The following is a 24449-nucleotide window of genomic DNA, read 5'->3' on the forward strand; positions in this document are numbered from 1 at the left end:
ATCAGTCGGGTGCCGCCATTGCCTGACCGGGCCGTTTGTGGGCCGCTCGCCCTCTCAGAAGGCCAAGGCGCGGGCCTCTTGCCGATACCAGATGCAGCCCCATGCACATGACAGGATCGGAACGCGCCGATCACGCCCCCCATACCGGCTATGCTATCGAAGCCATGAAGCGGCTGACGTCCTCGGGCGCGATTTGCACCCGGACCTGCGCCCGAACGGCATCCAGCCTGTGAGCTGCGAGATCTTCGTTGAAGTCTCCCATCCTGGGCGAGAGTGCGATCGCCTCGATCCCGACCTCGTGCGCCCGGTCCACCAGGCTATCTCGGGCGCTGTCGCCTGCCGGATCGTTATCGCCGACGATATAGAGCCTGCGCAGTTGCGGCGGAAACAGGATGGCGGCGAGATGTCCGGCCGAGAGTGCGGAAATCATCGGCATGGTGGGCAGAGCCTGCCGCAGCGACAGGATGGTTTCGATACCTTCCCCCGCTGCCATGACATCCTGCGCATCACCGAAACGAACGGCATGTCCGAGCAGGTCGCCCATTGCCTTCCTCGGCGTATCGACAGGTGCCTTGCCGGAGCCGTCCGGGGCCAGCCATGTGCGGTGTGCGCCGGTGATCCTGCCATCGAGATCGGTGACGGCAGCGATCATGGCGGGCCATGCTTGCGTCGGGCCATCGTCCTCGGGCCGCAAGTAGCAATTGGGATGGAAACGCAGATTTGCGGATTGACGTAAATCCGTAATACCGCGTCCGTGTAAATACGCTTCTGCGGTACTGCCGATCAGCGGCTGTGTCATGCGCCAGAGGCGGCGTGCGGCCTCCGATGATCCCGATGGTGCTGGCGTCCGGGGCGGACGGTGTGGCAGGTCAAGGTCTGGATGCGGTAGGCTGAGGAAGCGCCGGGCTTCTTCGGCAACGTCTGCGAAGTCGATCAGGCCGAGCGAATCCCGGACCACATCGAGCAGATCGCCATATTCACCCGTGGCCGAGTCCTGCCACTTTCCGGCAACGCCTTTCACGCTGTCGTTCAGCCGGACGAACATGGAACGGCCAGCCGTGTTTCGGACATCGCCCACCTGCCAATAATTGCCTTGTTTGCGGCCATTGGAGAGATAGTGGCGGCACACCGCCTCGGCCTGTCGGCCGAGACGCTGCGCCAGTTCGGAAGCGGTTAGACGCGCCATTATGCGGCCTCCCGCTCACCGATGCGCTCAACCGGGAAGCGGTCAAGCAATTTGCGGATGATCTCCGGTCCCGTCGCATCGACGGGCACGAAGAAGCGCAGTTTCCAGGAGATGATCTCGCTGAAGAGGCCATAGGCCCGCAGCCGGTCGCGCATCGCGTCAGTAAAGCCGGTCAGTTCGATCCGGTTGGCACCCATGACGCGGACGCGGCGCAGTTGCAGCCCTTCGGCGAGATCAAGGATCGTGCGACCTTCGATCAGCGCGGTATAGGCGGCATCCGGTTTCAGGCTACTGGTGACGCCACTGGTGGAGGCATTGGCGGCCCAGGCGGGCGATACCCGGCGACCGATGATGCGTTCGCCCTCATCGGTCTGGAGCCGATAGACGCGGGAGGATTCCTGCGGCAGGCGTTTCCAGATCGGCAGCAGGAGCCCTGTCACCATATGCAGGATGCTGTCGGTGAACTCCGGCACCTCGGCCAGTTCCGCCTTCCAGGCCACGGTGAAGGCGGCACGGTCGGCCTCGATCCAGTGGGTTTCGCCCATCGCCCGCACCGGAATGTTCATCGCCTCCATAGGCCGGATCAGCCGCACACGGCGTTCGATCTCGCCATCATCCAGCATGACGCTGGTGGTTGGGATCTGCACGGCGGCACGACCCGAGCGCTCGTTGATGAGCAATCTTGCGCGGGGATCATCCAGTTCCGCCAGGGCGGCATCGAGCGTGACCGGCTGATTGCGTTTGCGCTCGGTGAGGGTCAGGAGCCGCGTTTCCGCGCCGGTGCCCGGATGGGTGTGGATCACCTGCCGGTCGGTGACGATGAAACTTTCGGCCTTCAGCGTTTCCAGCCCCATGTCATAGGTGCCGGATGCAATGGCCCCGTCGATCCGCGCCTGCAGAAGCTGCTCGAAGGCCCAGAACAGGATGCCCTGCAACTCGATGGTCAGCGCCAACAGGCGATTGAGGAAGGTGGTGATTGGCGGCAGGTCGTCCTTCACACCGTTGCTGTCCATCAGCTTCAGTCCGGTGGCGGATTCAAACCGTTCGAGCGAGCAACCCTCGACCTTGCCGCGCACGATCAGCAGATAGAGCTGGCGCAGCGCATCGCGGGCATAGGCGGATTCCAGATTGTCCTCGGGACGGAAAAGCCCTTGTCCGCCGGTCTGGCGCTGGCCGCGCGTGATCGCGCCCAGCGTATCGAGGCGACGGGCAATTGTGCTGAGGAAGCGCTTTTCGGCTTTGACATCCGTGGCGATGGGCCGGAACAGCGGCGGTTGCGCCTGATTGGTCCGGTTGGTGCGTCCCAGCCCCTGAATCGCGGCATCGGCCTTCCAGCCCGGCTCCAGCAGGTAATGCACGCGCAGCCGCTGGTTTCGCGCCGAGAGTTCGGCGTGATAGCTGCGCCCCGTGCCGCCGGCATCCGAGAAGACGAGGATGCGCTTCTGGTCATCCATAAAGGCCGACGTCTCGGCAAGGTTGGCAGAAGGCGCACGGTTCTCGACCGCAAGACGTGCCGATGCCCCTTCGCCCTTGCGCACAATCCGGCGCGAACGGCCTGTGACCTCCGCCACCATATCCGTGCCGAAACGCTGCACGATCTGGTCGAGCGCCCCCGGAACGGGTGGCAGCGAACCAAGCTGCTCCAGCATCTCATCGCGGCGGGCGACAGCTTCGCGGCATTCCACCGGCTGACCATCGCGGAAGACGGGGCGTGACGACAGGTTGCACTCGCCATCGCTGAAAGGTTCATAGAGCTGCACCGGGAAGGAATGCTGCAAATACGAGCCTACATATTCCCTGGGCGTGACATCGACGGAGATGTCGTTCCATTCCTCGGTCGGGATCTCGGAAAGCCGCCGTTCCATCAAGGCTTCGCCGGTCGAAACGATCTGGATGACGGCTGCATGGCCCGTTTCCAGATCGGCCTCAATGGACCGGATCAGGGTCGGGGTTTTCATGGAGGTCAGCAGATGGCCGAAGAAGCGCTGCTTGGTGCTTTCAAAGGCCGAACGGGCGGCGGATTTGGCCTGCCGGTTCAGCGTCCCGTCGCTACCGGTGATATTGGCGGCTTCCATGGCCGCGTCCAGATTCCCATGAATCACGGCGAAGGCGGCAGCATACGAGTCGTATATGTGCCGCTGTTCGTCCGTGAGCTGATGCTCGATCAGTTCATATTCGACGCCATCATAGGAGAGCGAGCGGGCGGTGTAGAGGCCGAGAGATCGCAGGTCGCGGGCCAGGACCTCCATGGCCGCAACGCCACCGGATTCGATCGCCTCAACGAACTCGGCGCGGGTCTGGAACGGAAAGTCCTCACCGCCCCAGAGGCCGAGGCGCTGCGCGTAGGCGAGATTGTGAACGGTGGTGGCGCCGGTCGCCGAGACATAGACCACGCGGGCATCGGGCAGCGCGTGCTGGAGCCGCAGGCCCGCACGTCCCTGCTGCGAGGCAGCGACATCGCCGCGTTCACCTTTTCCGCCACCGGCATTCTGCATGGAATGGCTCTCGTCGAATATAATGGCTCCATCGAAATCGGACCCCAACCATTCGACGATCTGCTTGACGCGCGAAACCTTCTCGCCCCGGTCGTCGGAGCGTAGCGTGGCATAGGTGGTAAATAGGACGCCTTCCGACAGCGTGATCGGCTTGCCTTGCGGGAAGCGTGACAAAGGCGTGACCAGCAACCGTTCCATGCCAAGTGCTGCCCAGTCGCGCTGTGCGTCCTCGATCAGCTTGTCGGATTTGGAGATCCAGATCGCCTTGCGCCGACCGCGAAGCCAGTTGTCGAGAATGATGGCGGCGGACTGGCGGCCCTTGCCAGCGCCGGTTCCGTCACCGAGCATGAAGCCCCGTCGAAAACGGATCGAGCCGGCAGCATCTTCGGGCGCGGCGCTCACATTGTCGAAATGCTCGTCCACGGTCCATGCACCGGCGAGATGATCGGCATGGGCTTCACCGGCATAGATCACCGTTTCAAGCTGGGCGTCCGACAGACGCGCGCAGATGTCGGCGGGCAGCATGGGCCGGTAGGACGGCTTGGGTGGTGCGACCGAGGCCATGGCGGCGGATTGCACCAGCTTGGTCGGATGCGGCTGAGCGCCAGCAATGCGTAGCGATTGCAGCGCATATTCCTCATAGATGGCGTCGGACAGGCGAGCGCCGTCCGGTGGTGTCCAGTCCACGGTCTCATAGGCAAGTTCGACGCCCGCGGGATCATTGGCGGGAGCAGCGACTGGCCGCGTGGCGGCTGAGCGGGCGAGATAGCCTCGCACGGTCTTCGGCGCGGCGGTTGAGGCGGGCACCACGATCTTCGGCAATGATACCGGCGAACGCTGCGGAACGTGCGCCTCGATCCATCCGAGCAGCGTGGCAACATCAGGCGCGATCCCCGGCGAGGCCGGAAAAATGCCAGTATCGTCAGCGGGCAGTTTGTCGACAACGGTCAGCCGTGTGTCGATCCTGGTGCCGTGCTTTGCATAGACCGCGCCATCAACGGCGGCGGTGAAAACGACGCGGCCGCGTTCCTGCAAGCGGATGAACGCGTCCCGCCAGGCTGGAGCCTCAGGGCCAAAGCCTGCGCCGGTGATCGTCACCAACCGCCCACCGGGGGCAAGACGGGCCAGTGCCGAGGCGACATGGCGGTAGGCCGCATCGGCGACACGCCCGCTGACATTGGCCATGACCGAAAATGGCGGGTTCATCAGCACCACGGACGGCACGGCATCCGGGGCCAGATGATCGTCGATCTGGGCGGCGTCGAACCGAGTGACAGCAAATGCCGGAAAGAGAGAGGACAAAAGATCAGCGCGGGTCTCGGCCAGTTCATTGAGGATCAGCGAACCGCCGATGGTCTGCGCTAGGATCGCCAGAAGGCCGGTTCCAGCCGATGGCTCCAGCACCCTGTCATCAGGCGTGATCGCGGCAGCCGTCAGAGCAGCCAGACCAAGCGGGATTGGCGTCGAAAACTGCTGGAAGTTCTGGCTTTCTTCGGAACGCCGGTTCTGCGTGGGCAACAGCCCCGCGATTTTTGCCAGCACGGAAATCCGTGCAGCCGGAGACGCGGCTTTACGGAAAAGCGCCTTTCCGTATTTGCGCAGGAAGAGAACTGTGGCGACTTCGCACGCCTCATAGGCCAGCTTCCAGTCCCACGCGCCGGTAGCATCGGACGCGCCGAAGGCCGTTTCCATCGCACCGCGCAAGGTGACGGCATCGATGCGCTGGCCGCGTTCGAGATGGGGGAGCAAAACACTGGCCGCAGCCAGGATCGCGGGCGCAGCCGCCAGCGGTGTGACCGGATCAGTCACGGGGAAAACCATGTTCATGTCGAGAACCTCAGGAGAGCGGGAAGGACAAGCCCGGACAGTGCTCTCTCTCGACCACCCGGACTTAACCCCTTCCGGCCCACCTCTGACTCTCAAACCGCAGCATGAAAAAAGCGCCCCGACCGGACGGCGGGGCGCTTGTCAGTGTCTTCCCGGGATCATCCGAAACGGCGACCGGCTTCGGTGAAGGTATATGCATTGGCGGCGATGGTTTCATCGACCGCCTCGTCCGAGGATAGATAGTCATATTCGCGTTCAAGCTGGCGGTAGAGCCAGCGGGCCAGATCACGCAGCGCCTCGATGATCGTCTCCTCGGCATCGGCGGTCATGTCCTGCCAGGTCGGGCTGTCTCGCTCGACCGAGATCGACATGCGGTATTCGTGATAATAATGGCCACGATGGCAGGCATCGGCGCGAAGCTGATAGAAATTGCGGCGCTGGATCGCCTGAAGGGCATCGGCGATGCGGTGCAGTTCGCTGTCCTGCGGGGCGTATTCCCGGATCAGGCGTGGCGCATGTTTCCGGTAGGAATACCAGGATTCAAAGCAAGCACCGTCACCCTGCGAAGAAAAACCCCGGAACCAGATGCAGGGGTCTTGCCGTGTGCCGCCGCCCATAAGCCGGACGGCGCGAGTCTTGAGGTTGAGCCCGAGGATTTCCGCGATGCGCTGGAAATCTTCATAGACGGCATCGTACCAGTCATAGTCGAAGCCGCCCTCACGATACCAGGCGCCGGCCTTGTCCTTGGCCGCATCGGACAATTCGCCCAAGCGATAGACGGTGGTTTCGATGATCTCAGGCATAAGGATCTCTCCCTTCGAGAACGGAGGATAGCCAGCCATCGGTATAGATCCAGTCCACCGTTTCGCCGGTGGCAAGATCAAGAACATGCGCGCCGCCGCCAAAACCGTCGATTCTCGGCCGAGAACAACTGTTTGCGTATTGAAGGCCCCATAGACCCGTCAGGCCGAACTGGATGGCGCAGCGTTTGACGAACTGGATGACATGCTCGGGATCGCCGGTGACGTCATCGCGCATCCAGATCTGTGTGCCACCATGTTCTGGCTGGATGGAAAGCAGAAAGCCGTCCGAGGGTGGATCTTCGGAAGCATTTTCAGCAGCCAGAGCGTTGTAGAGTTCGAGCGCGCGGGCAGCGTTTTCGGGGGTGCCCACGTCAAGCAGGCAAGAAAAGTGCGTGAGATAGTCGGCCATAATGGTCTCCAGGCATGGCATGGCCCGGCGTGAAACCGAGCCGAATGGGATGGAAAGGGTGAAGCTCAGGCGGCCTGTGGCAGGCGGAGCAGATCGGCCGCGGCGTCGCGCCAGAAGGGATCGACCAACCGGGCTTCCAGTGCAGCGGCGCGGTAACGCAGCCGTCTCGCATCACCGGAGTCCGAGGCCCGGAATGCCATACCGCGCAGGCGGCTGGCCTCGTTTACAATCCTGCGTGCCTCGGCATCGGATGCGACTGGCTGTTTCCAGAGGATAATGCCGGCGCGGATTTCACCGGCGAGGACCAGGCACTGATCGCGGTCCTGAATGAGCATGATGCGCGGCTGAAAATACGGGAAGCTGTCCGGCCCCGTGCAAATATCACCGCGCGACAGGCGCAAGGCCGCGGCCTGGATGGCCTCTTCCGGTGACGAGTATTCGCCAAGCGGGATCACGCGGTCAAAGCTGTTCACCACGTCACTGGCGTCATAGCTGGCCACGCCGAGGCACGAGATGCGCAACGGCAGCTTTTGCGACCGATAAAGCGCGGGCAGAACATCGGCAGCCAGAATCTGACCGATGGAACGGAAGGTTTCGGAACGGGCAAAGGTCATCGGGATCACTCCATGACGGGCGCCGGTGAGCGTCTCTCTCCGACCCTCAACCCGTCACGGCCGAACGGCCCGCACTCTTCCTCTCTGACCGGGCTTGTTCCCGGTTCCGCTGCCGGCGATGGGGATCATCGCAAGGCTGAAGGCCCGAAACGCGGGCTGCCGCGCTCGGGCCGTCGGGGATGAGGCGCTTTCGCGCCTTACTCCCACGGGTCCAGCTCCAGCTTCACCATGTCGTCGTCGCCGTCGAACTCAGCGGCGGGGCAAGCGGCGTGGGTGCCGTCTCCGGCCTGGAACACAACGATCGAAACCATCAGCGTGGTGGCGAGGCTGGCGGCGAAGGCGGTGGCATCTGCATAGGACATGGGTTCCGGCTCCTGTCTTTGGAGGCGGGGGACCATCCCCCGCGCGACAGGCGCCCGAAGTGTCTGACCGGATCTGCAATCACCCGAGGGCGTTCGGACTTTTTTCCGAATCCCCGAGGGCGGCACGCGCGCGTAAGCCGACCCCTTTGGGGTTGAATGTCAAAGAGACGGATCGGACCAAGGTTTGCGAATGGAAGCGGGGGTGGTTTTTCGAATCTGACAGAATGCCGGATACCCGTCGCAGATGCTCTGCCGCGCCAGCCTTGCCACCATGCTGGCTTCAGGATCATGTTCCCTTCAGGCCAGAGATGGCTGCCGCTTGTCCTGATGGGAATGGCGCATTGCATGGTGAAGCCGGATTGGACCTGTCCGGTGCAGACCTCCCATCCTCACGGCCAGGCGCCCTGCGATTGGGTCTTCAGCTCCAAAACCCATCGGCAAGTTCTCGGGCGATCATCGCGCGCGCCTTCATTATCAGATCATCGCCCGAGGTATCGATATGACCGAAGAAACGGGCACGAACACCATGAGCGGTCCACTCGGCGTAGCGGCAATACTCACGGGCATCGAGCCGGAACACCCGCATGTCTTCGGCCCAGTGAGGCTTTGGCTCCACGACAACAGTGATGCCATCGCGGGTTTCGGTCCACGGTAAGGTTCGATCCGAAGGGGGATGTTCGCGGTCGTCCAGAAAAATCTGATCGATGTCGATACTGATCGGCATGGCGGCTCTCCAAAGAAAAAGCCCGATCACGAGGACCGGGCGAGTAGCGGAAACGGAGGGTGATAAACGGGGCGACCGAAGCCGCCCCGCATGAGTGCTATTCAGCAGCGACCATATGCTGTTCTTCCTCATCGTCAGCCGGGTCGTCCTCGCCATCGCCGGAGAGGAAATCGGGCAGATCGTCGGCTTCCGCCGCAGCGCCTGATGCCGGATCGACTTCGATACCATCTTCCACCATGCGCAGCGGCTCGGGCAGCCAGCCGGTATCCGCAAGCAGGCGTTCAGCTTCCTTGGCCATGTCGCCCTTCTTGAGGTGTCCGATCAGATCGGCAGCCCGGTCTCCGGCCCCTTCGCGCACGGCTTCAAGGATACGCGGCTTGGTCACGCGGCCGAGATAATTGCCAACCGTCGGCCGCCAGCCCACGGCCACCATGTCGAGGCCGGTCGAACGCGCGAGCCGGTCAGCCTGCGACAGACGGATGTCCAGCCCGTGCTGACTTACGCCCGTGCCGCTGTACGGATTCGGCTTCTCATAGAGCGCGTTGACACCGAAGCTGACGCAATGGGCGAGCAGATCCATGCGCGAACCATCATCCAGATCGGTCAGCCAATCCCAGAGCGCAGAATCGTCTGCCGGGACATGATCGCCCCAGCGTTCGTGCCGGTCAGCGATGGCCTTGGCCGACGCGCTATCGCGCAGATCCTCGGCCTGCGCGGGCAGATGGACCTCCCGAACCTGTGCTTCCAGGCAACCGCGACCGGAATGCGGCATGAAGCAATCCATAACCAGCCTGTGCAGCAGTGCCGTCATGGCGACATGCGGGTTTACTGCCACCGCATCCCGCAGTGCCAGCGTCCGATGCGCGGTCAGCTCGCTGACCAGACGATCGGGCAGCGGCTTGATAGTGTCGACCTCGTCTTCCTCCTCCGTTTCGACCGGCTGGCCGCCCAGCGTGATAACCGCACGCATGCGGCTTGCCTCCGGTTCTGCCCGCTGGATCACTTCGCCGGTTTCCGGGTCACCGATCTCAGCCTCCGGTTCCGTAGGCGTTTCGTCCTCGGCGCGAACATAGCCGCGTTCGATCAGCAATGCGCCATCAGCATCGATGCTGATGAAGACACCCGCCATGCTGATCTGGTCCGGCTCGAAGGTCATCGGGCGGCGCTCGAAGGTTTCCAGCGCCTGTTCGATCTCACCGAGGCGGGCGTCGATCTCGTCAGGCAGCTCATCAGCCTCGCCATATTCGGCTTCAAGCCGGTCATATTCGTCGCGCAATGCCTCGCGGGTGGCGCGCTCCTCTTCGCTCAGATCGACCGTGGTGCCGACAATCTGGCGGAGCCCATGGTCGTGGCCATAGGGAAAGGTGATGGCGACCTCGATCCACTTCCAGCCGTCAGCGGCGATGGCTTCGGCCTCGGCCTTCAGCTTTTCGCCCACCAGCCGGTCGAGCAGCACCGGATCTTGCAGCCAGCCACCATCGTCCTGCTGGAAGAGATCGCGCAAGACGCAGCCGCCAGCCTCCTCATAGGCATCGATGCCAACGAACACCGCCCGCTTGTCAACGGCGCGGACCGTAGTTTCGGTCAGCAGGCGGCGGATGTGGTAGGGTTCTTTCTGCCAGCCATCCTTAATCGCTTCCCAGACCTGCTCCTGACGGGCATGGTCAGAACTGACGCTGAAGGCCATGAGCTGTTCCAGCGTCATGCCGTCCTCGGCATAGACATCGAGCAATGCCGGTGAGACAGAAACCAGACGCAGGCGCTGTTTGACCACCTTGGCATCCACGAAGAAGGCAGCGGCGATGGCTTCCTCGGTCATGCCCTTTTCGCGCATGGCCTGGAAGGCGCGGAACTGGTCGAGCGGATGCAGCGGTGCGCGCTCGATATTCTCGGCGAGCGAAACCTCATCGATCAGCACATCGGCGCTGGCCTCCGACACGACGCAGGGGACCGGCGCGATTTTGGCGAGGCGCTTTTGCTTGACCAGCAGTTCCAGCGCCCGGAAACGGCGACCGCCGGCGGGCACCTCGAACATGCCGGTTTCCTTGCCCTCAGCATCCACGACCGGGCGGACATGCAGGGACTGGATCAGGCCGCGACGGGCGATGGACTCGGCCAGTTCCTCGACCGAGATCCCGGCCTTGACGCGCCGAACATTGGACTGGCTGAGCACCAGCTTGTTGAAGGGAATGTCGCGCGAGGACGACAGGGTGATCTTCTGAACGGCAGTGGCCATGTCAGTGACTCCATGACGGACGCCGGTGAGCCTCTCTCTCCGGCTATCAGCCCGTCACGAAGCGAAGCGCCGCCCTCTTCCTCTGAAGAGAGCGACGCCAGCCGCAGAACCTGAAACCCGGAAATCAGGCACTTCGGTTTTCCGTATCGGCGGATGTAGGGGAAAGGCCCGCGCCGACGCGGTAGAGCAGACGCTCGGCGGCGCGGATGCTGCCGGTCTGATGGGCGGCCTCGGCCCAGACCGAGATCGGGAAATCCCCGGTGAAAAGCAGATCGCGCTCGATCCCCATGCCGAAGGGCAGCCGGACTGACTGCATCTCGCCAAGGCTCCACGACCCCAGTTCGGGATGGCCGAGATCAGCCAGGCCGAACATGATGTCGCCGTCCTCGTCCAGTTCGGTGGCGAGCCAGACGCCCTCGCCGAGGGGGTTGAAGAACTTCACGACCGGGATGTGATCCTGATCGCGCTGGCGGCCATTTGCCAGCAGGCGGTCGCGCTGTGTGCTGGTCAGGAGGATCATGCCGCAGCCCTCCGGTCGGTTACGCTCGTATCGGGCTCCCCGGCGTCGTCGGCCGGCAGATGCGACAGCAACCAGTTCGCCGCCTTGCTGGCCTGCGAGGCCGCGCGGACAATGGCGCGGGAATCCTCGCGCATGACCTCCAGCCACGACCCGATGTAGTCGGCATGGCGGACGGTCGGCACGATCCCGAGCGCGGCGCAACTGAAGGCTGCCGTCTGTTCAGCAATCATTTCCTCGAAGGCGTATTTCTTCGAGCCGAACGAGCCGGTCAGATCGCGGTTGAGGCGGCTGTGATGGCCGCTGGCGTGACCCAGCTCGTGCAGGGCTGTGCGGTGCCAGTTGATAGGCTCGAAATAGGCTTGCGGAGGCGGCACCTGCACATAGTCGAGCGAGGGCATGTAGAAGGCGCGATCGCCGCCAATGCGGAAGTCGATGCCGGTGGCATGGATCAGCGCCTCGACCCGAGGTTCGATCAGGCCCGGCGGCGGTGGCGGCGCGACTGTCGTGATGTCATCGGGAAGGCCATCGCATTGCGCGGCATTAAAGACCGTGAACCGCTTCAGGAACGGTATGGCATGCGCATCCTCACCCGTCTCGCGGGCACGACGCTTTTCGTCCTCGGGGGTGAAACGATCTGCATAGACAACGGTGGTGCCGCGCTCACCCTTCCGGACATTGCCGCCAAGCGAAAGGGCCTGGCGGAAAGTCAGCCACGCCTGACCGGGAAAGCCGTGCTGGATGACAGCGCCCCAGAGGATTAGAATATTGATACCGGAGTAGGACCGGCCGGTTGAAGCATTTCTCGGCAGGCCCAGCGGGGCGGTATCGGGCAACGCACCCCAGGGCTGGACCCAGGGGAGCCGACCTTGCTCCAACTCGGCGATGATCTTGTTGGTGATGTCGTCGTAAAGGTTGCTGCGTCCGCCACCTTCCGCGGGGCTGCGATCGTGTCTGGCCATCGGGATGATCTCCGCGACGGGCGCCGGAAGCCTCTCCTCCAGCCCTTAACCCGTCACGGAAAATCCGTCCGCACTCTCACTCTGAAGGGGGCGTTGCGGGGATCTCCCCGCAGAAGGGGTAGGCAGAGCCCAAGGCTCGGCCGCAGGGGAAGGCTTCCCCCTATCCGGACTTCCTTGAAAACTGTCAGAAACTTGCGTATATTTCCAACAGGAGAAAGACGATGACACGGCTGACCGAACAAATTCTGGCCCATGCGACGGGACTGCCCGAAGGCGTCCCCGTGTCCGCCAAGGGCCTGCTCCACCTTGGAAACCGGGCGGCCGTGGATCAGGCATTGTCGCGTCTGTCTGAGCGCGGGCAGCTCATCCGCGCCGGTCGTGGCGTCTATCTGCGCCCCATCACCAGTCGGTTTGGCACGCGCGCACCGTCGGTCGAGCAGGCTGTCGAGGCCCTCGCGACCCAAAAGGGGGAGATCATCGTCTCGAACGGCGCCGCCGCGGCGAACGCGCTTGGCTTGACGACGCAGGTGCCCGTCCGCTCGGTCTATCTGACCTCCGGACGCAGCCGAAAAATGCACCTCGGCAAGCAGGTCGTCGAATTGCGGCACGCGCCGCGCTGGCAACTGGCCCTGGCCAACCGCCCCGCAGGGGAGGCCGTGCGGGCGCTGGCTTGGCTCGGCCCCGAACGGGCGGAGGCCGCGCTCCCGACATTGAAACGGAAGATGCCGCCCGGCGTGTTCGGCGAACTGGTCGCCGCCGCGCCGCAGTTTCCGACATGGCTCGCACAGAGCGTCGGAAAGGCGGCCTATGGCTGACGTCTTTCTTCAGCTTTCGGCCGGGGATCGGCGTGATGCACTGGGCGTCGCTGCCGACCGTTCGGGTCGCCCCACCCATCTTCTCGAAAAGGATGTGTGGGTGGTGTGGGCGCTGGCGACCCTCTACGCGGCACCGCTCGGCGAGCATCTGGTGTTCAAGGGCGGCACGTCGCTGTCGAAAGCCTATCAGGTCATTCGCCGGTTTTCGGAGGATGTGGATCTGACCTACGACATTCGGGCGATTGCGCCCGATCTGGTTGGGGACAATGGCGAGGGTCTGCCGAAGACACGAAGCGAGGAAAAGCGCTGGTCCAGCGAAGTCCGTCGGCGGTTACCGGCATGGGTCGCGGAAACCGTGCAGCCTGTGATCGAGACCGCACTGGCCGCCGAAGGTCTGGCGGCGGCCGTCCGCGTCGAGTATGAGAAGCTCTTCATCGACTATGAAGCGACCGCAGCCGGGTCCGGCTATGTGGCTCCAAGCGTCATGCTGGAGTTCGGCGCGCGCTCGACGGGCGAACCCGCGAGCTTGCGCGACGTCGTCTGCGACGCGGCCGGCCTGATCGAGGGGCTGCTCTTCCCGACGGCGCGGCCGCGCGTCATGCACGCGGAGCGGACGTTCTGGGAGAAGGCGACCGCCATCCACGTCTTCTGCCTCCAGGAGCGGCTGCGCGGCGACCGCTTCGCGCGACATTGGCACGATGTTGTCCGACTGGACGAAGCCAGCTTCGCGGAAGCCGCTTTTGCCGATCGCGACCTGGCCAACGCTGTCGCTCGGCACAAGTCGATGTTCTTCGCAGAGAAGGCCGCCGACCGCACGCCGATCGACTATGCAGCGGCTGTCAGCGGCGGCTTGCACCTCGTGCCGGTCGGCGATGGCGCGAAGGCGCTGGAGGATGACTATGCCCGCATGGGTGAGGATGGACTGCTCTTCGACGACGAGGAGCCGTTCGAAGCGCTCATGGCGCAGTGCGCTGATATAGCCGCGCGCGCGAACAGAGCAGCCAAGTAAGAAACTGGGAGGACCGGGGGTATATGAGCGAAGTCGAAGAAGAGCGAAAATTCCAGTTTCTGCGGGACGGCGATGCCGAGCCGTCTGAACTGGACTGGAACAAGGGGATCGAGAGTGCCCGCAAGGCGATTTCCGAGGCCATGAACGCCAAGAACATCGCATTTCTGCTCGGCGCCGGATGTTCTTCCCTGATGAAGGACAAAAAGGAACTCGGCATTGCGACCATGGCGCCGCTGGCCAAGGAGTTTTGCGGCGAACCCATCGAGGCACGCGCGGCGGGATTCTACAGCGATCCGCCAACAGCCGGCGCTGTACCGGCACCGTGGCGGCTGACCAAAGACGAACTCGACTATCTCGACGCGCTCGGGGTCGACCTGGCGAAGGATTACAGCCGTAACTTGGAACGCTTGATGGAGGTGCTGTTCGCGCAACGGTTCGTGCTGCGCCAGAGCGAGAATCCCGATCTTCACCCCTATCGCGCTGTTCTCGACGGCATCATCAAGAAGGTCCAGGACTTCCTATGGACCCGTGTCACCCAAGGGGCCTTCGCCACGGAGGGCGACACGACCGTGCGCGACCTCTACGAGCGTTTCTACAAGAAACTGGTTCTACGCGATCGGTCCTTGCCCCGGCCTTGGGTGTTCACGACCAACTACGATCATTTCAGCGAATTGGCGATGGATCGCCTGGGCATTCCCTATGCCAACGGTTTTTCCGGCGTCGTAGAACGCCGCTTCAACCCGGCGATCTTCCGCTATGCCCTGGCCGAGCAGCTCGACGTCGCCAGCCGCAAATGGACCGCCGTCGACGCCTTCGTCTATCTCTGCAAACTGCATGGTTCGGTCACGTGGACCGAGGACGATCATGGCCTGTTCCCGATCAAGGAGGTCTGGCCGCCGGAATCCTCAAACCAGATGCTGATCTATCCGACGCCGGCGAAGCAGAATTCTTCGCTCGGCTCGCCCTACGCAGACCTGTTCCGGGAATTTCAGTCCCGGATCGTGCGCGAGCAGAGCGTTCTCATCACGGCCGGCTACGCCTTCGGCGACGAGCACCTGAACAACATCATCTATCAGGCTCTGACGATCCCGACCTTCCGCTTGGTGATCTTTGCGGCGCCCGACACGGAGGGAGAGATCGCCAAGCTGCGGGCGCTGCGCGATCCGCGCATTTGGATCATTGGAGGCAATGGCCCTGCCGACGGGACGAGGGCGCACTACTTCGACATGATCGTCGAGCATTTCATGCCCCAGCGCCCCAGCGACAGGATTGATGATGCCGTCCGCAAGGTGTTGTCGGAGCTGGCGCCGAAAAGGGACGACGAGACGAAGGATGGCGAAGCATGAGCCACGACGATCGCAAGCGGGCGATCGGCAAGGTGGTCTCGGTTGCGGCCGACCGCTTTGTCGTCGAGATGCACGTCGGCACCGATAACTTCACGGTCGTCGGCTTCGACGACGTGCATTATGTGGCGCGACTGGGATCATTCCTGATGATTCCGTCGCAGTCGGAATATGTCGTGGTCGAGGTTGTTGGCCTGCGTGAGCGCGATGCGAGCACGCCTTCCGAGCGGGGCGATTTCGACCGGGCCGGCTCCTCGAAATATCTGGACGTGGTGCCCGTCGGCATGTTGCCGATGCGCGGCGGCGCGTTCCGCTTCGGTGTGTCGGTTTTCCCGTCTCTGTATGCGGACGCACTGTATGCGCTGGATGGCGAGCTCGATCGCATCTTTGAGACCGAGGCCGCCGTCGAGCCGTCAGTCGGCCCGGATGGCGGCGCCTGCCAACCCGAAGGGGCCACGCGCTATCGGGTTCTACCGATCGGCAAGTCGGTGGTGTTCGAGGACTACGACGTCAAAGTTCGTCTGAACGAGTTCTTCGGCGGTCATGTCGCCGTCCTAGGCAATACCGGCAGCGGTAAATCCTGCACGGTCGCCTCGGTCTTGCAGTCCCTTTTTTGCAAGCCGAAGGAGCATCACGCCCGCGGCGCGACCTTCATCGTCTTCGACGTCAACGGCGAGTATCACGCCGCTCTGAGCGCTTCCGCGAAGGAGGGAGCGATCGGAGTCGAGCGTGTCGTCCTCGACGGTACGGCAGCGGGCTTCCGCTTGCCGCACTGGTTTCTGGAACTGGCGGAATGGGAGCTGTTGCTGCAAGCCAGCGAGCGCACCCAGGTGCCCATCCTGCGCATGGCGCTCGGGCTCTCGACCTTGTTCTCAAATGCGGGGGCCGCAGAACTCAACAGCGTCCGCAATCACATCCTCGCCAAGTGCATCACCCAGATCATGCGCGACGACTCATCGAGCCCGTCCAAGCATGATCGGATCATTGGCATCCTCCAGCGCTTCAGCACGAACGAGATCAACGCGGCAAAAATCCGGCCATATATTGCGATCAACTTTGGCCAAATGGCCAACCCTGCGGGTCTGGATGCTTATCTGGTTGGCCCGAACGGTTTCGAGTTGGAGGATTTGAAGCTTCCAGCCTATCAAAACCTGCCATTCGACTTTACGGCACTCGGCGATGCAATAGACCTCGCCATCCTGTATGCGGAGGCGCACGGTAATCGGCAGATCCGAGACTACTGCTCCCAGATGGTGACGCGCTTCCAGGCACTGGAAGATCGCCCTGAGTATGAATTCCTCCGGCATGAGGCGGGCGGCGCGGCCGCCGACAATGGAGAGCTGGAGTTTCTCACTCGGCTGGTCGGCCTGACCCGCAAGGGAACCGGCCACACCAAGGCCAATCAGATCATCATCATCGACATGAATGACGTCGAGGACGAGGTGGTCGAACTGGTCAGCGCCGTGATCGCGCGGATGCTGTTTCGCCTGCTCCGGCGCGCCGATCCGCGCAATCGCTTTCCGATCCATCTTCTGCTGGAAGAAGCGCACCGCTACATCTCGGCGACGCCATCCCGCTATGCAGTGGACGCGACCAAGATATTCGAGCGCATCGCCAAGGAAGGACGCAAATACGGCATGTTCGTGCTCTTGGCATCACAACGCCCGAGTGAGCTGTCCAAGACGGTTCTCAGCCAGTGCTCCAATTTCCTGGTTCACCGCATCCAGAACCCCGACGATCTTTCTCAGATTCGGCAGATGACGCCGTTCATCTCGGATTCGGTCCTGAAACGGTTACCGTCATTGCCTCGGCAGCACGCGCTGGTGTTCGGAACCTCGGTCAATCTCCCGACGACATTCAAGGTGCGGGAGGCATCACCGCGGCCGCGCAGCGACGATACCGCCGTGGTCGATTTGTGGTTCCACGAAGAAGGTCGAGCCGCCGGCATTCGACTCGCTCCGGTCGATACCGCTGGAGGGGAGCCGATGGCAGTAAACGAAGCGTCAGACGATGACATCTTCTGACCATCTGGAGACCCTGGCGCAGACGCTGGAGGCCACGGGAGACTACCGCGTCGTCCGGCGTCTCAAGCCGCGCCCTCGCATCGTTCCTCCGCTAGGCACGCCGCTGCGCCTTGGCCTGGTGGTCGATGTGGAGACCACGGGGCTCGACCATCAGCGCGACGAGATCATCGAACTCGCCATGACACCATTCAACTATGGCTTGGATGGCACCATTTTCAGCGTGGGTGACAGCTTCCAAGGGCTGCGTCAGCCGGGCGAGCCTATCGCCCCGGAAATCACCGCGATCACGGGCATCACCAACGAGATGGTGGCCGGCCAGATTATTGATCCCGCAGCGGTAGCCACATTCGCAGCGCCGGCTTCGCTCGTCATCGCGCACAACGCGGCATTCGACCGCCGCTTCCTTGAACGATTCAGCGACGTGTTCTCGACGAAGCCGTGGGCATGCTCGCTCAGCCAGATCGATTGGGCAGCGGAGGGGTTCGAGGGCACGAAACTCGCCTATCTCGCTCAGGCCGCCGGCTTCTTCTACGATCGCCACCGCGCGATGTACGACTGTCTTGCTACGGTCGAATTGCTGGCAATGTGGCTGCCCCGAACTGGCGCTACAGGTCTCAGCCGTCTCCTGGACGGCGCTCGTGCCGTTTCTTGGCGAATCTGGGCGGAGAACGCACCCTTTGACCTCAAGAATGTCCTCAAAGCCCGGGGATACCGCTGGAACAGCGATCCCGGCCCGCAGCCGCGCGCATGGTATATTGACGTTCCCGAGGCTCAGCTCGAGGCCGAGCTACGGTTCTTGAGAACAGAAATCTATCGGTTTGAGGTCGATCCCCCGGTTCGGCGGATCGATGCCTATGATCGGTTTTCAGACCGGATCTGAGTACCGTCGAAGGCCGGGCTATTGCATGCCCTCCGGCACTTGCGGGCACTTCTTGGCAAGCGTGGCGCAGACGAACCTGTGCCGTTTCGTCATGTCGGCGCGCTTTTCCACTATGTGGTGCCTAGCGGTCATGGTTCTTGCAGCTGGCATCCTGCAACGCGTGGTTCTGGAGGCGGAAGCGGATTTCCTTCGAGATCCTCGCCTTGCCGGTCACCGTCTTGAATGTCCGACGCAGGTCCTTGCCTCAAATTTAGCAAGGAAGACGTTCACGAAACATCGGGCTATTCACCTTCCAGCCTCACGGAGCGACGCAGCAATATCGCTGATCGAGCGAAACAGGACCAGTCCATCATCTCTGGCAGGCTCAAATCCTCGGCGCCGCCAGAATTCGGCAGCCTCCCCGTCGACGGCGTTGACCATTAATGCCCGCCCACCGATCAGCGACGCGGCTTGAACGCAGCGTTGAAGGGCGTGCTTCACAAGGCCAGTCCCGATGCCCAACTCGGCCGAGCAAATATCGGTCGCGAGCTGGCCAAGCAGCATGCAGGGAATTGGATTAGGCGGCTGCCCCGTCCGGATGGAGCGCGGTAGCACCGATGGCACAACGGCTGTTGGTGCAAGGCCGTAATATCCCACCACACGCCCTGCCTCATGCACGACGAGAACGGCGGTAAAACCCTTCTGCTGATTGGAGAGCGCACGGGTTTTCAGCCAGTGGTCGAGCGTCGGCTTGCCACAGGTGAACTCAGAAACATCATGGGCGGCGGAAAGCGGTTCGGGTCCCGAAAGCTGCAAGGGACTACCGCTTCGCCACGTAGCCCGGCTCCCACGGCGCAGGCCGTTTCAGCACTTCGACCATCTCCGGAACAGGAGCGGCTGGACGCGACAGCACATCCATGAACTGAGCAAAGCCTTCCGGGCTCATCCGGACCAGCCCCTGCTCCATGACGACCTCCTCGGCCGCGCGTACAGCGGCGTCGCGCACGAAATCGGTGCGCGAACGGCCGCGCAGGCTTGCGGCACGATCGATCATGGCAACATCCGCCTCGGGCAGACGCATCGAGATCGGATATTCCTTGCGTTCGGAAGTGTTGGCCATAGCGAGTCTCCGTAGCCGGAAGATAGCACCTTGTATCTCTAAATACAATACGGTAAAGTCTCAACTGCAAGCAACAGCTTCCAAAGGACCAGCATCGAGGCGAAAGATGACGGCGACAGCGAGCGATTCCGACAGGTCATTTTACTCTGCCGTGGCACGCCAGACTACGCCGCCGCACGCCATTACGCGCATCGGCACACCGATCGCCGCCAAATGTTCGCCCGTAAATTCCATTGCTTATACCCGGCATGAGACGAATGCTGTCAGTTATGACCTTGCGAGCCCCAGGAAACACAGCAAAGATGACAGGAGCACAGCGCGAAGCGCTGCTCGAGTCTTTGCTGCTGGACGAGCCGGAGTTGACGTTTACGCCGCGCGGCAGTCCCGATCCACGCCTTCTGCGTCTGGTCGGCATCTTGGCAAAGCAAGCAGCGCGGGAGTGCATTGCAGAGGAAGTGACGTTGTCCAAGCGAAGGAGGAAGCGCACCTCCTGATGCGGATGGGAGCCATGTTTTGAAAGTCGCGATCTACGCCCGCTATTCTTCCGACAATCAACGCGACGCTTCCATCGCCGACCAACTTCGTATGTGCCGCCTCCATGCCGAAAAGCAGGGCTGGCAAGTCATCGAGGAATATACCGATCACGCAATTTCAGGCGCTTCGCTGATCCGTCCGGGCATCCAGGCCCTGATGGCCGACGCTATGGCCGGTCGCTTCGACCTGATCCTTTCAGAGGCGATGGATCGCCTCTCACGTGATCAGGAAGACATCGCCGGAATTTTCAAGCGCATGTCCTACGCGGATGTGAAGATGTTCACCCTCTCGGAGGGCGAGGTCAGCCATCTGCATGTCGGCCTCAAGGGCACGATGAATGCGCTGTTCCTCAAGGATCTTGCCGACAAGACACGCCGCGGGCAGCGCGGTCGTGTGGAAGCTGGCAAATCCGGTGGCGGCAACTCGTATGGCTACGACGTGGTCAAGAAGCTGGACGCCAATGGCGAGCCCATTCGCGGCGACCGCACCATCAACGACGCCCAGGCCGACGTGGTTCGTCGCATCTTCCGCGACTATGCTGCAGGCAAGTCCGCCAAGACCATCGCCTTCGCGCTCAACAAGGAGGGCATCCCCGCCCCTTCCGGCGGTGACTGGGGCTTCAGCACGATTAACGGCAACCCGAAGCGTGGCAACGGCATCCTCAATAACGAGATGTATGTCGGCAAGATTGTCTGGAACCGGCAGCGCTTCGTGAAGGATCCGAACACCGGAAAGCGGCAGGCCCGCCCAAACCCGGAATCGGAATGGGTCATCCAGGAGACGCCTGAGCTCCGGATCCTCGATGACGAACTCTGGAATGCGGTGAAGGCACGGCAAGAGAAGAACAAGCTCTCGCGGGATGACAACGGCAGCACGGATGTCCGCACCGTCAATCACCGACGCCGCCCCAAATACCTCTTCTCGGGCCTGACCAAATGTTCATGCTGTGGTGGCGGGTACTCCGCAATCTCGGCAACGCTGATCGGATGCTCGACCGCCCGCAACAAGGGCACCTGTGACAATCGCGTCAACATCCGCCGTGATGAGTTGGAATCGCGCGTGCTGAACGCCCTGCGCACGCGGCTCGTTGACCCAGCACTGTTCGCCCATTTCTGCGAGGTCTTCACGCAGGAGATGAACCGCCTGCGCATGGAAGGCCGCGCCGGCATTGCCTCTGCTGAAGCCGAGATCGCAAAGATTGATCGGGAACTAGCCAAGCTGCTAACTGCAATTAAGGCCGGTGGGCCAATCGAAGCGATCGTAGAGGAGATGAAGCAGCTTGAAGCCCGTAAGGCGGAACTGAAAAACTTCCTGGCCGAAGCGGACGAGCCCCCTCCTCTTCTTCACCCGAGCATGGCGCTGCAATACCGCAAGCGCATCCAGCAGCTCTACGAATCCCTTCAGGATGAAGAAGAGGGCAAGCGGGTAGAGGCAGCGGACACCATTCGCTCGTTGGTAGATCAGATCGTGCTGACACCTGTTGAGGGCAAGGTGGAGATCGACGTTCAAGGCGATCTTGCTGGAATCCTTACGATTTCCACGCAAACGAAAAACCCCGCCGGTCGGGCGGGGTCATCGCAAGTAAAGATGGTTGCGGGGGCTGGATCTAATCTTCACTTGTTGCCCGAGCAAGTAAAGATGGTTGCGGGGACCGGCATCGATCACAACTTGCAATCGACGCCGGTAAAGATGGTTGCGGGAGTAGGATTTGAACCTACGACCTTCAGGTTATGAGCCTGACGAGCTACCGGGCTGCTCCATCCCGCGTCACCAAAGGACAAAGGGCGGACCTTTTGGGTCCGCCCTTTGATGAACTGTGAATGGGTTTTTGTGTCCTGATATGCGCGTGCTTCAATGCCTGGCGACGCCCTACTCTTCCAGTGCTTGAGCAATAGTACCATCGGCGCAGACTGGTTTCACGGCCGAGTTCGGGATGGGATCGGGTGGGTCACAGACGCTATGGTCACCAAGCAATGAAGCAGGCGCATATAAGGGGTTATAATCGATACCGTGCACGTGTGTTTGTAGGATCTGTATCTGGCTGGCTTTATAACCGACCATGTCTGTCAGGCATCTGTTGTCCAGAGCTGTCATTGATGGTGGGACTCTGCGGTTCGTTATGAACCGTTTAAGCGCGAATAGGACAATTAGTATCGGTTAGCTTCATGCGTTACCGCACTTCCACATCCGATCTATCAACGTGGTGGTCTTCCACGGTCCTGTGAAATCTTATCTTGAGGGAGGCTTCCCGCTTAGATGCTTTCAGCGGTTATCCCGTCCATACATAGCTACCCTGCTGCGCCACTGGCGTGACGACAGGTACACCAGAGGTATGTTCAACCCGGTCCTCTCGTACTAGGGTCAACTCCTCTCAAATTTCGACGCCCACGGCAGATAGGGACCAAACTGTCTCGCGACGTTCTGAACCCAGCTCACGTACCACTTTAATTGGCGAACAGCCAAACCCTTGGGACCTGCTCCAGCCCCAGGATGTGATGAGCCGACATCGAGGTGCCAAACGATTCCGTCGATATGAGCTCTTGGGAATCATCAGCCTGTTATCCCCGGCGTACCTTTTATCCGTTGAGCGATGGCCCTTCCACGAGGGACCACCGGATCACTATGACCGACTTTCGTCTCTGCTCGACTTGTCAGTCTCGCAGTCAGGCGGGCTTATGCCATTGCACTCTAACAGACGGTTTCCAACCGTCCTGAGCCCACCATCGCGCGCCTCCGTTACTCTTTAGGAGGCGACCGCCCCAGTCAAACTACCCACCACAGAGGGTCCCTGCACCGGATAACGGTGCGAGGTTAGACATCAGAAAACAGCAGGGTGGTATTTCACCTATGGCTCCACTCAGGCTGGCGCCCAAGTTTCAAAGCCTCCCACCTATGCTACACAGCTCTTTCCTAATGCCACTCTGAAGTTGCAGTAAAGGTGCACGGGGTCTTTCCGTCTAACCGCGGGTACTCCGCATCTTCACGGAGAATTCAATTTCGCTGAGCATATCCTGGAGACAGTGGGGAAGTCGTTACGCCATTCGTGCAGGTCGGAACTTACCCGACAAGGAATTTCGCTACCTTAGGACCGTTATAGTTACGGCCGCCGTTTACCTGGGCTTCAATTCAGAGCTTGCACTCCTCCTCTTAACCTTCAGGCACCGGGCAGGCGTCAGGCCCTATACGTCGTCTTGAAGCCGACTTAGCAGAGCCCTGTGTTTTTGCTAAACAGTCGCTACCCCCTGGCCTGTGCCCCCCACAAGTGCTTGCGCATATGTGGGGCCTCCTTCTTCCGAAGGTACGGAGGCAATTTGCCGAGTTCCTTCAGGATACTTCTCTCAAACGCCTTGGTATACTCTACCATTCCACCTGTGTCGGTTTAGGGTACGGTCTATACGGAGGGGCTATTTCCTGGGACGACTTCACAGCCTGGAGCAATCCAATAAGCCCAGACCATTTACGCCATCCGTCACACACCTCCAGGCCCACGAATATTAACGTGGTTCCCATCGACTACCCCCTTCGGGCTCGTCTTAGGGGCCGGCTTACCCTGCTCAGATTAGCTTTAAGCAGGAACCCTTGGAATTTCGGCGACAGTGCATCTCACACTGTTAATCGCTACTCATGTCTGCATTCGCACTTCCGATACCTCCACGACCCATTACCAGATCGCTTCAACGGCCTACGGAACGCTCCGCTACCGCGTGATCCGAAGATCACACCCTAAGCTTCGGTGCATCACTTTAGCCCCGTTACATCTTCGCCGCAGGATCTCTTGTTTAGACCAGTGAGCTGTTACGCTTTCTTTAAAGGATGGCTGCTTCTAAGCCAACCTCCTGGTTGTTTTGGAAATCCCACATGCTTTCCCACTTAGTGATGACTTGGGGACCTTAGCTGTAGGTTAGGGCTGTTTCCCTTTTGACGACGGACCTTAGCACCCGCCGTCTGTCTGCCGAACTAGACTCGTTGGTATTCGGAGTTTGGTTAGAGTTGGTAGATCTCGCGACCCCCGCATCCATCCAGTGCTCTACCCCCAACGGCAATCATTCGACGCTCTACCTCAATAGATTTCGCGGAGAACCAGCTATTTCCCGGCTTGATTGGCCTTTCACCCCTAAGCACAACTCATCCGACAATTTTTCAACATTGAACGGTTCGGTCCTCCAGTGCGTGTTACCGCACCTTCAACCTGGTCATGCATAGATCGCCGGGTTTCGGGTCTAATGCATCAAACTTCGTCGCCCTATTCAGACTCGCTTTCGCTGCGCCTACACCTAACGGCTTAAGCTTGCTTGATACACTAAGTCACAGACCCATTATGCAAGAGGTACGCGGTCAGGTCTCAAGGACCCTCCCACTGCTTGTAGGCATCCGGTTTCAGGTACTGTTTCACTCCCCTCATCGGGGTGCTTTTCACCTTTCCCTCACGGTACTGGTTCACTATCGGTCATGTACGAGTATTTAGGCTTGGAGGGTGGTCCCCCCATGTTCAGACAGAGTTTCACGTGCTCCGCCCTACTCAAGTCCTGTGATCTTGCTTTCGCATACGGGACTGTCACCCGCTATGGTCAAACTTTCCAGAATGTTCTGCTTGCTTAATCACAGGCACT

General features: G+C 61.4%; 19 protein-coding genes, 1 tRNA gene, 2 rRNA genes and 1 pseudogene (1 of these 23 cut by a window edge). 7 read left to right on the top strand and 16 right to left on the bottom strand.

The annotated features are described in order from the left end of the window. Nucleotides 1-148 precede the first annotated feature (148 nt). The 10 genes from FE851_RS19780 to FE851_RS19825 form a co-directional block, all read right to left on the bottom strand. Nucleotides 149-1186, bottom strand: a complete 1038-nt coding sequence (locus tag FE851_RS19780; RefSeq protein WP_145206314.1) for a toprim domain-containing protein — start codon at nucleotides 1184-1186, stop codon at nucleotides 149-151. Continuing rightward, entirely contained in the window at nucleotides 1186-5508 is a 4323-nt protein-coding gene (locus tag FE851_RS19785) for a strawberry notch-like NTP hydrolase domain-containing protein (protein WP_145206317.1), read from the bottom strand. The genes FE851_RS19780 and FE851_RS19785 overlap by 1 nt, the downstream gene beginning before the upstream one ends. Nucleotides 5509-5666: 158 nt before the next feature. After that, nucleotides 5667-6311, bottom strand: coding sequence for an antitoxin of toxin-antitoxin stability system (locus tag FE851_RS19790; protein WP_145206320.1), 645 nt, complete (start codon nucleotides 6309-6311; stop codon nucleotides 5667-5669). Continuing rightward, nucleotides 6304-6720 carry a hypothetical protein gene (locus tag FE851_RS19795; protein WP_145206323.1) on the bottom strand — a complete coding sequence of 139 codons (417 nt, stop codon included), beginning with the start codon at nucleotides 6718-6720 and terminating at the stop codon, nucleotides 6304-6306. Before FE851_RS19795 ends, FE851_RS19790 begins: the two co-directional genes overlap by 8 nt. 65 nt (nucleotides 6721-6785) lie before the next feature. Further along, entirely contained in the window at nucleotides 6786-7334 is a 549-nt protein-coding gene (locus FE851_RS19800) for a hypothetical protein (protein ID WP_186378935.1), read from the bottom strand. A 197-nt stretch (nucleotides 7335-7531) separates the two neighbouring features. Beyond that, nucleotides 7532-7696: a hypothetical protein gene (locus tag FE851_RS19805; protein ID WP_010335706.1), complete on the bottom strand. Its 165-nt coding sequence runs from the start codon at nucleotides 7694-7696 to the stop codon at nucleotides 7532-7534. A gap of 418 nt (nucleotides 7697-8114) precedes the next feature. Beyond that, on the bottom strand, nucleotides 8115-8420 hold the full coding sequence (locus FE851_RS19810; RefSeq protein ID WP_145206329.1) for a hypothetical protein: 306 nt from the start codon (nucleotides 8418-8420) through the stop codon (nucleotides 8115-8117). 97 nt (nucleotides 8421-8517) lie between these two features. Then, nucleotides 8518-10656, bottom strand: coding sequence for a Spo0J and enkurin domain-containing protein (locus FE851_RS19815; RefSeq protein ID WP_145206332.1), 2139 nt, complete (start codon nucleotides 10654-10656; stop codon nucleotides 8518-8520). A gap of 124 nt (nucleotides 10657-10780) precedes the next feature. After that, nucleotides 10781-11176, bottom strand: a complete 396-nt coding sequence (locus tag FE851_RS19820; protein ID WP_145206335.1) for a DUF2958 domain-containing protein — start codon at nucleotides 11174-11176, stop codon at nucleotides 10781-10783. Then, nucleotides 11173-12135: an ArdC family protein gene (locus FE851_RS19825; protein ID WP_145206338.1), complete on the bottom strand. Its 963-nt coding sequence runs from the start codon at nucleotides 12133-12135 to the stop codon at nucleotides 11173-11175. The genes FE851_RS19820 and FE851_RS19825 overlap by 4 nt, the downstream gene beginning before the upstream one ends. A gap of 221 nt (nucleotides 12136-12356) precedes the next feature. Between FE851_RS19825 and FE851_RS19830 the strand changes: the two genes are divergently transcribed. From FE851_RS19830 to FE851_RS19850, 5 genes are all read left to right on the top strand, one after another. Beyond that, on the top strand, nucleotides 12357-12950 hold the full coding sequence (locus tag FE851_RS19830) for a DUF6088 family protein (protein WP_145206340.1): 594 nt from the start codon (nucleotides 12357-12359) through the stop codon (nucleotides 12948-12950). Next, complete coding sequence (locus FE851_RS19835; protein WP_145206343.1) at nucleotides 12943-13959, top strand: nucleotidyl transferase AbiEii/AbiGii toxin family protein; 1017 nt, start codon at nucleotides 12943-12945, stop codon at nucleotides 13957-13959. The genes FE851_RS19830 and FE851_RS19835 overlap by 8 nt, the downstream gene beginning before the upstream one ends. 140 nt (nucleotides 13960-14099) lie before the next feature. Then, entirely contained in the window at nucleotides 14100-15305 is a 1206-nt protein-coding gene (locus FE851_RS19840) for an SIR2 family protein (RefSeq protein WP_261371095.1), read from the top strand. Further along, complete coding sequence (locus FE851_RS19845) at nucleotides 15302-17326, top strand: ATP-binding protein (protein WP_145206349.1); 2025 nt, start codon at nucleotides 15302-15304, stop codon at nucleotides 17324-17326. Before FE851_RS19840 ends, FE851_RS19845 begins: the two co-directional genes overlap by 4 nt. Next, nucleotides 17313-18206 (top strand): 3'-5' exonuclease, encoded by an 894-nt coding sequence (locus FE851_RS19850; protein ID WP_145206351.1) that lies wholly within the window; start codon nucleotides 17313-17315, stop codon nucleotides 18204-18206. The genes FE851_RS19845 and FE851_RS19850 overlap by 14 nt, the downstream gene beginning before the upstream one ends. A 285-nt stretch (nucleotides 18207-18491) precedes the next feature. Here FE851_RS19850 and FE851_RS19855 read toward each other — a convergent pair whose 3' ends face one another. Together FE851_RS19855 and FE851_RS19860 are read right to left on the bottom strand one after the other, a co-directional pair. Then, the gene (locus FE851_RS19855; protein ID WP_145206354.1) at nucleotides 18492-19001 is read right to left on the bottom strand and encodes a GNAT family N-acetyltransferase; all 510 of its coding nucleotides are present in this window, start codon (nucleotides 18999-19001) and stop codon (nucleotides 18492-18494) included. 4 nt (nucleotides 19002-19005) lie between these two features. Beyond that, the gene (locus FE851_RS19860; protein ID WP_145206357.1) at nucleotides 19006-19305 is read right to left on the bottom strand and encodes a DUF1778 domain-containing protein; all 300 of its coding nucleotides are present in this window, start codon (nucleotides 19303-19305) and stop codon (nucleotides 19006-19008) included. A gap of 302 nt (nucleotides 19306-19607) precedes the next feature. On the opposite strand from FE851_RS19860, the gene FE851_RS19865 reads away from it, so the two are divergent. Continuing rightward, the gene (locus FE851_RS19865) at nucleotides 19608-19799 is read left to right on the top strand and encodes a hypothetical protein (protein WP_261371096.1); all 192 of its coding nucleotides are present in this window, start codon (nucleotides 19608-19610) and stop codon (nucleotides 19797-19799) included. A gap of 19 nt (nucleotides 19800-19818) precedes the next feature. Next, nucleotides 19819-20904 (top strand): annotated as a pseudogene (locus tag FE851_RS26935) (recombinase family protein); the annotation flags it as partial. Nucleotides 20905-21060: 156 nt separating this feature from the next. Here FE851_RS26935 and FE851_RS26940 read toward each other — a convergent pair. The 4 genes from FE851_RS26940 to FE851_RS19885 form a co-directional block, all read right to left on the bottom strand. Then, a complete protein-coding gene (locus FE851_RS26940; RefSeq protein ID WP_261371097.1) occupies nucleotides 21061-21348 on the bottom strand; it encodes a hypothetical protein in 288 nt (95 codons plus the stop codon). Nucleotides 21349-21529: 181 nt separating this feature from the next. After that, nucleotides 21530-21606: transfer RNA gene (locus tag FE851_RS19875), tRNA-Met, on the bottom strand. An 89-nt stretch (nucleotides 21607-21695) separates the two neighbouring features. Next, nucleotides 21696-21810, bottom strand: a 5S ribosomal RNA gene (rrf, locus tag FE851_RS19880). A gap of 157 nt (nucleotides 21811-21967) precedes the next feature. Then, a 23S ribosomal RNA gene (locus tag FE851_RS19885) occupies nucleotides 21968-24449 on the bottom strand (it continues 316 nt past the right edge of the window).

This window comes from Sphingobium sp. B2 (assembly GCF_007693735.1).
Lineage (GTDB): Bacteria > Pseudomonadota > Alphaproteobacteria > Sphingomonadales > Sphingomonadaceae > Sphingobium > Sphingobium xenophagum.

Coding starts and splice junctions, on each gene's coding strand:
- FE851_RS19780 (WP_145206314.1), bottom strand. CDS start 1,186: ATGGCGCGTCTAACCGCTTCCGAACTGGCGCAGCGTCTCGGCCGACAG.
- FE851_RS19785 (WP_145206317.1), bottom strand. CDS start 5,508: ATGAACATGGTTTTCCCCGTGACTGATCCGGTCACACCGCTGGCGGCT.
- FE851_RS19790 (WP_145206320.1), bottom strand. CDS start 6,311: ATGCCTGAGATCATCGAAACCACCGTCTATCGCTTGGGCGAATTGTCC.
- FE851_RS19795 (WP_145206323.1), bottom strand. CDS start 6,720: ATGGCCGACTATCTCACGCACTTTTCTTGCCTGCTTGACGTGGGCACC.
- FE851_RS19800 (WP_186378935.1), bottom strand. CDS start 7,334: ATGACCTTTGCCCGTTCCGAAACCTTCCGTTCCATCGGTCAGATTCTG.
- FE851_RS19805 (WP_010335706.1), bottom strand. CDS start 7,696: ATGTCCTATGCAGATGCCACCGCCTTCGCCGCCAGCCTCGCCACCACG.
- FE851_RS19810 (WP_145206329.1), bottom strand. CDS start 8,420: ATGCCGATCAGTATCGACATCGATCAGATTTTTCTGGACGACCGCGAA.
- FE851_RS19815 (WP_145206332.1), bottom strand. CDS start 10,656: ATGGCCACTGCCGTTCAGAAGATCACCCTGTCGTCCTCGCGCGACATT.
- FE851_RS19820 (WP_145206335.1), bottom strand. CDS start 11,176: ATGATCCTCCTGACCAGCACACAGCGCGACCGCCTGCTGGCAAATGGC.
- FE851_RS19825 (WP_145206338.1), bottom strand. CDS start 12,135: ATGGCCAGACACGATCGCAGCCCCGCGGAAGGTGGCGGACGCAGCAAC.
- FE851_RS19830 (WP_145206340.1), top strand. CDS start 12,357: ATGACACGGCTGACCGAACAAATTCTGGCCCATGCGACGGGACTGCCC.
- FE851_RS19835 (WP_145206343.1), top strand. CDS start 12,943: ATGGCTGACGTCTTTCTTCAGCTTTCGGCCGGGGATCGGCGTGATGCA.
- FE851_RS19840 (WP_261371095.1), top strand. CDS start 14,100: ATGAACGCCAAGAACATCGCATTTCTGCTCGGCGCCGGATGTTCTTCC.
- FE851_RS19845 (WP_145206349.1), top strand. CDS start 15,302: ATGAGCCACGACGATCGCAAGCGGGCGATCGGCAAGGTGGTCTCGGTT.
- FE851_RS19850 (WP_145206351.1), top strand. CDS start 17,313: ATGACATCTTCTGACCATCTGGAGACCCTGGCGCAGACGCTGGAGGCC.
- FE851_RS19860 (WP_145206357.1), bottom strand. CDS start 19,305: ATGGCCAACACTTCCGAACGCAAGGAATATCCGATCTCGATGCGTCTG.
- FE851_RS19865 (WP_261371096.1), top strand. CDS start 19,608: ATGACAGGAGCACAGCGCGAAGCGCTGCTCGAGTCTTTGCTGCTGGAC.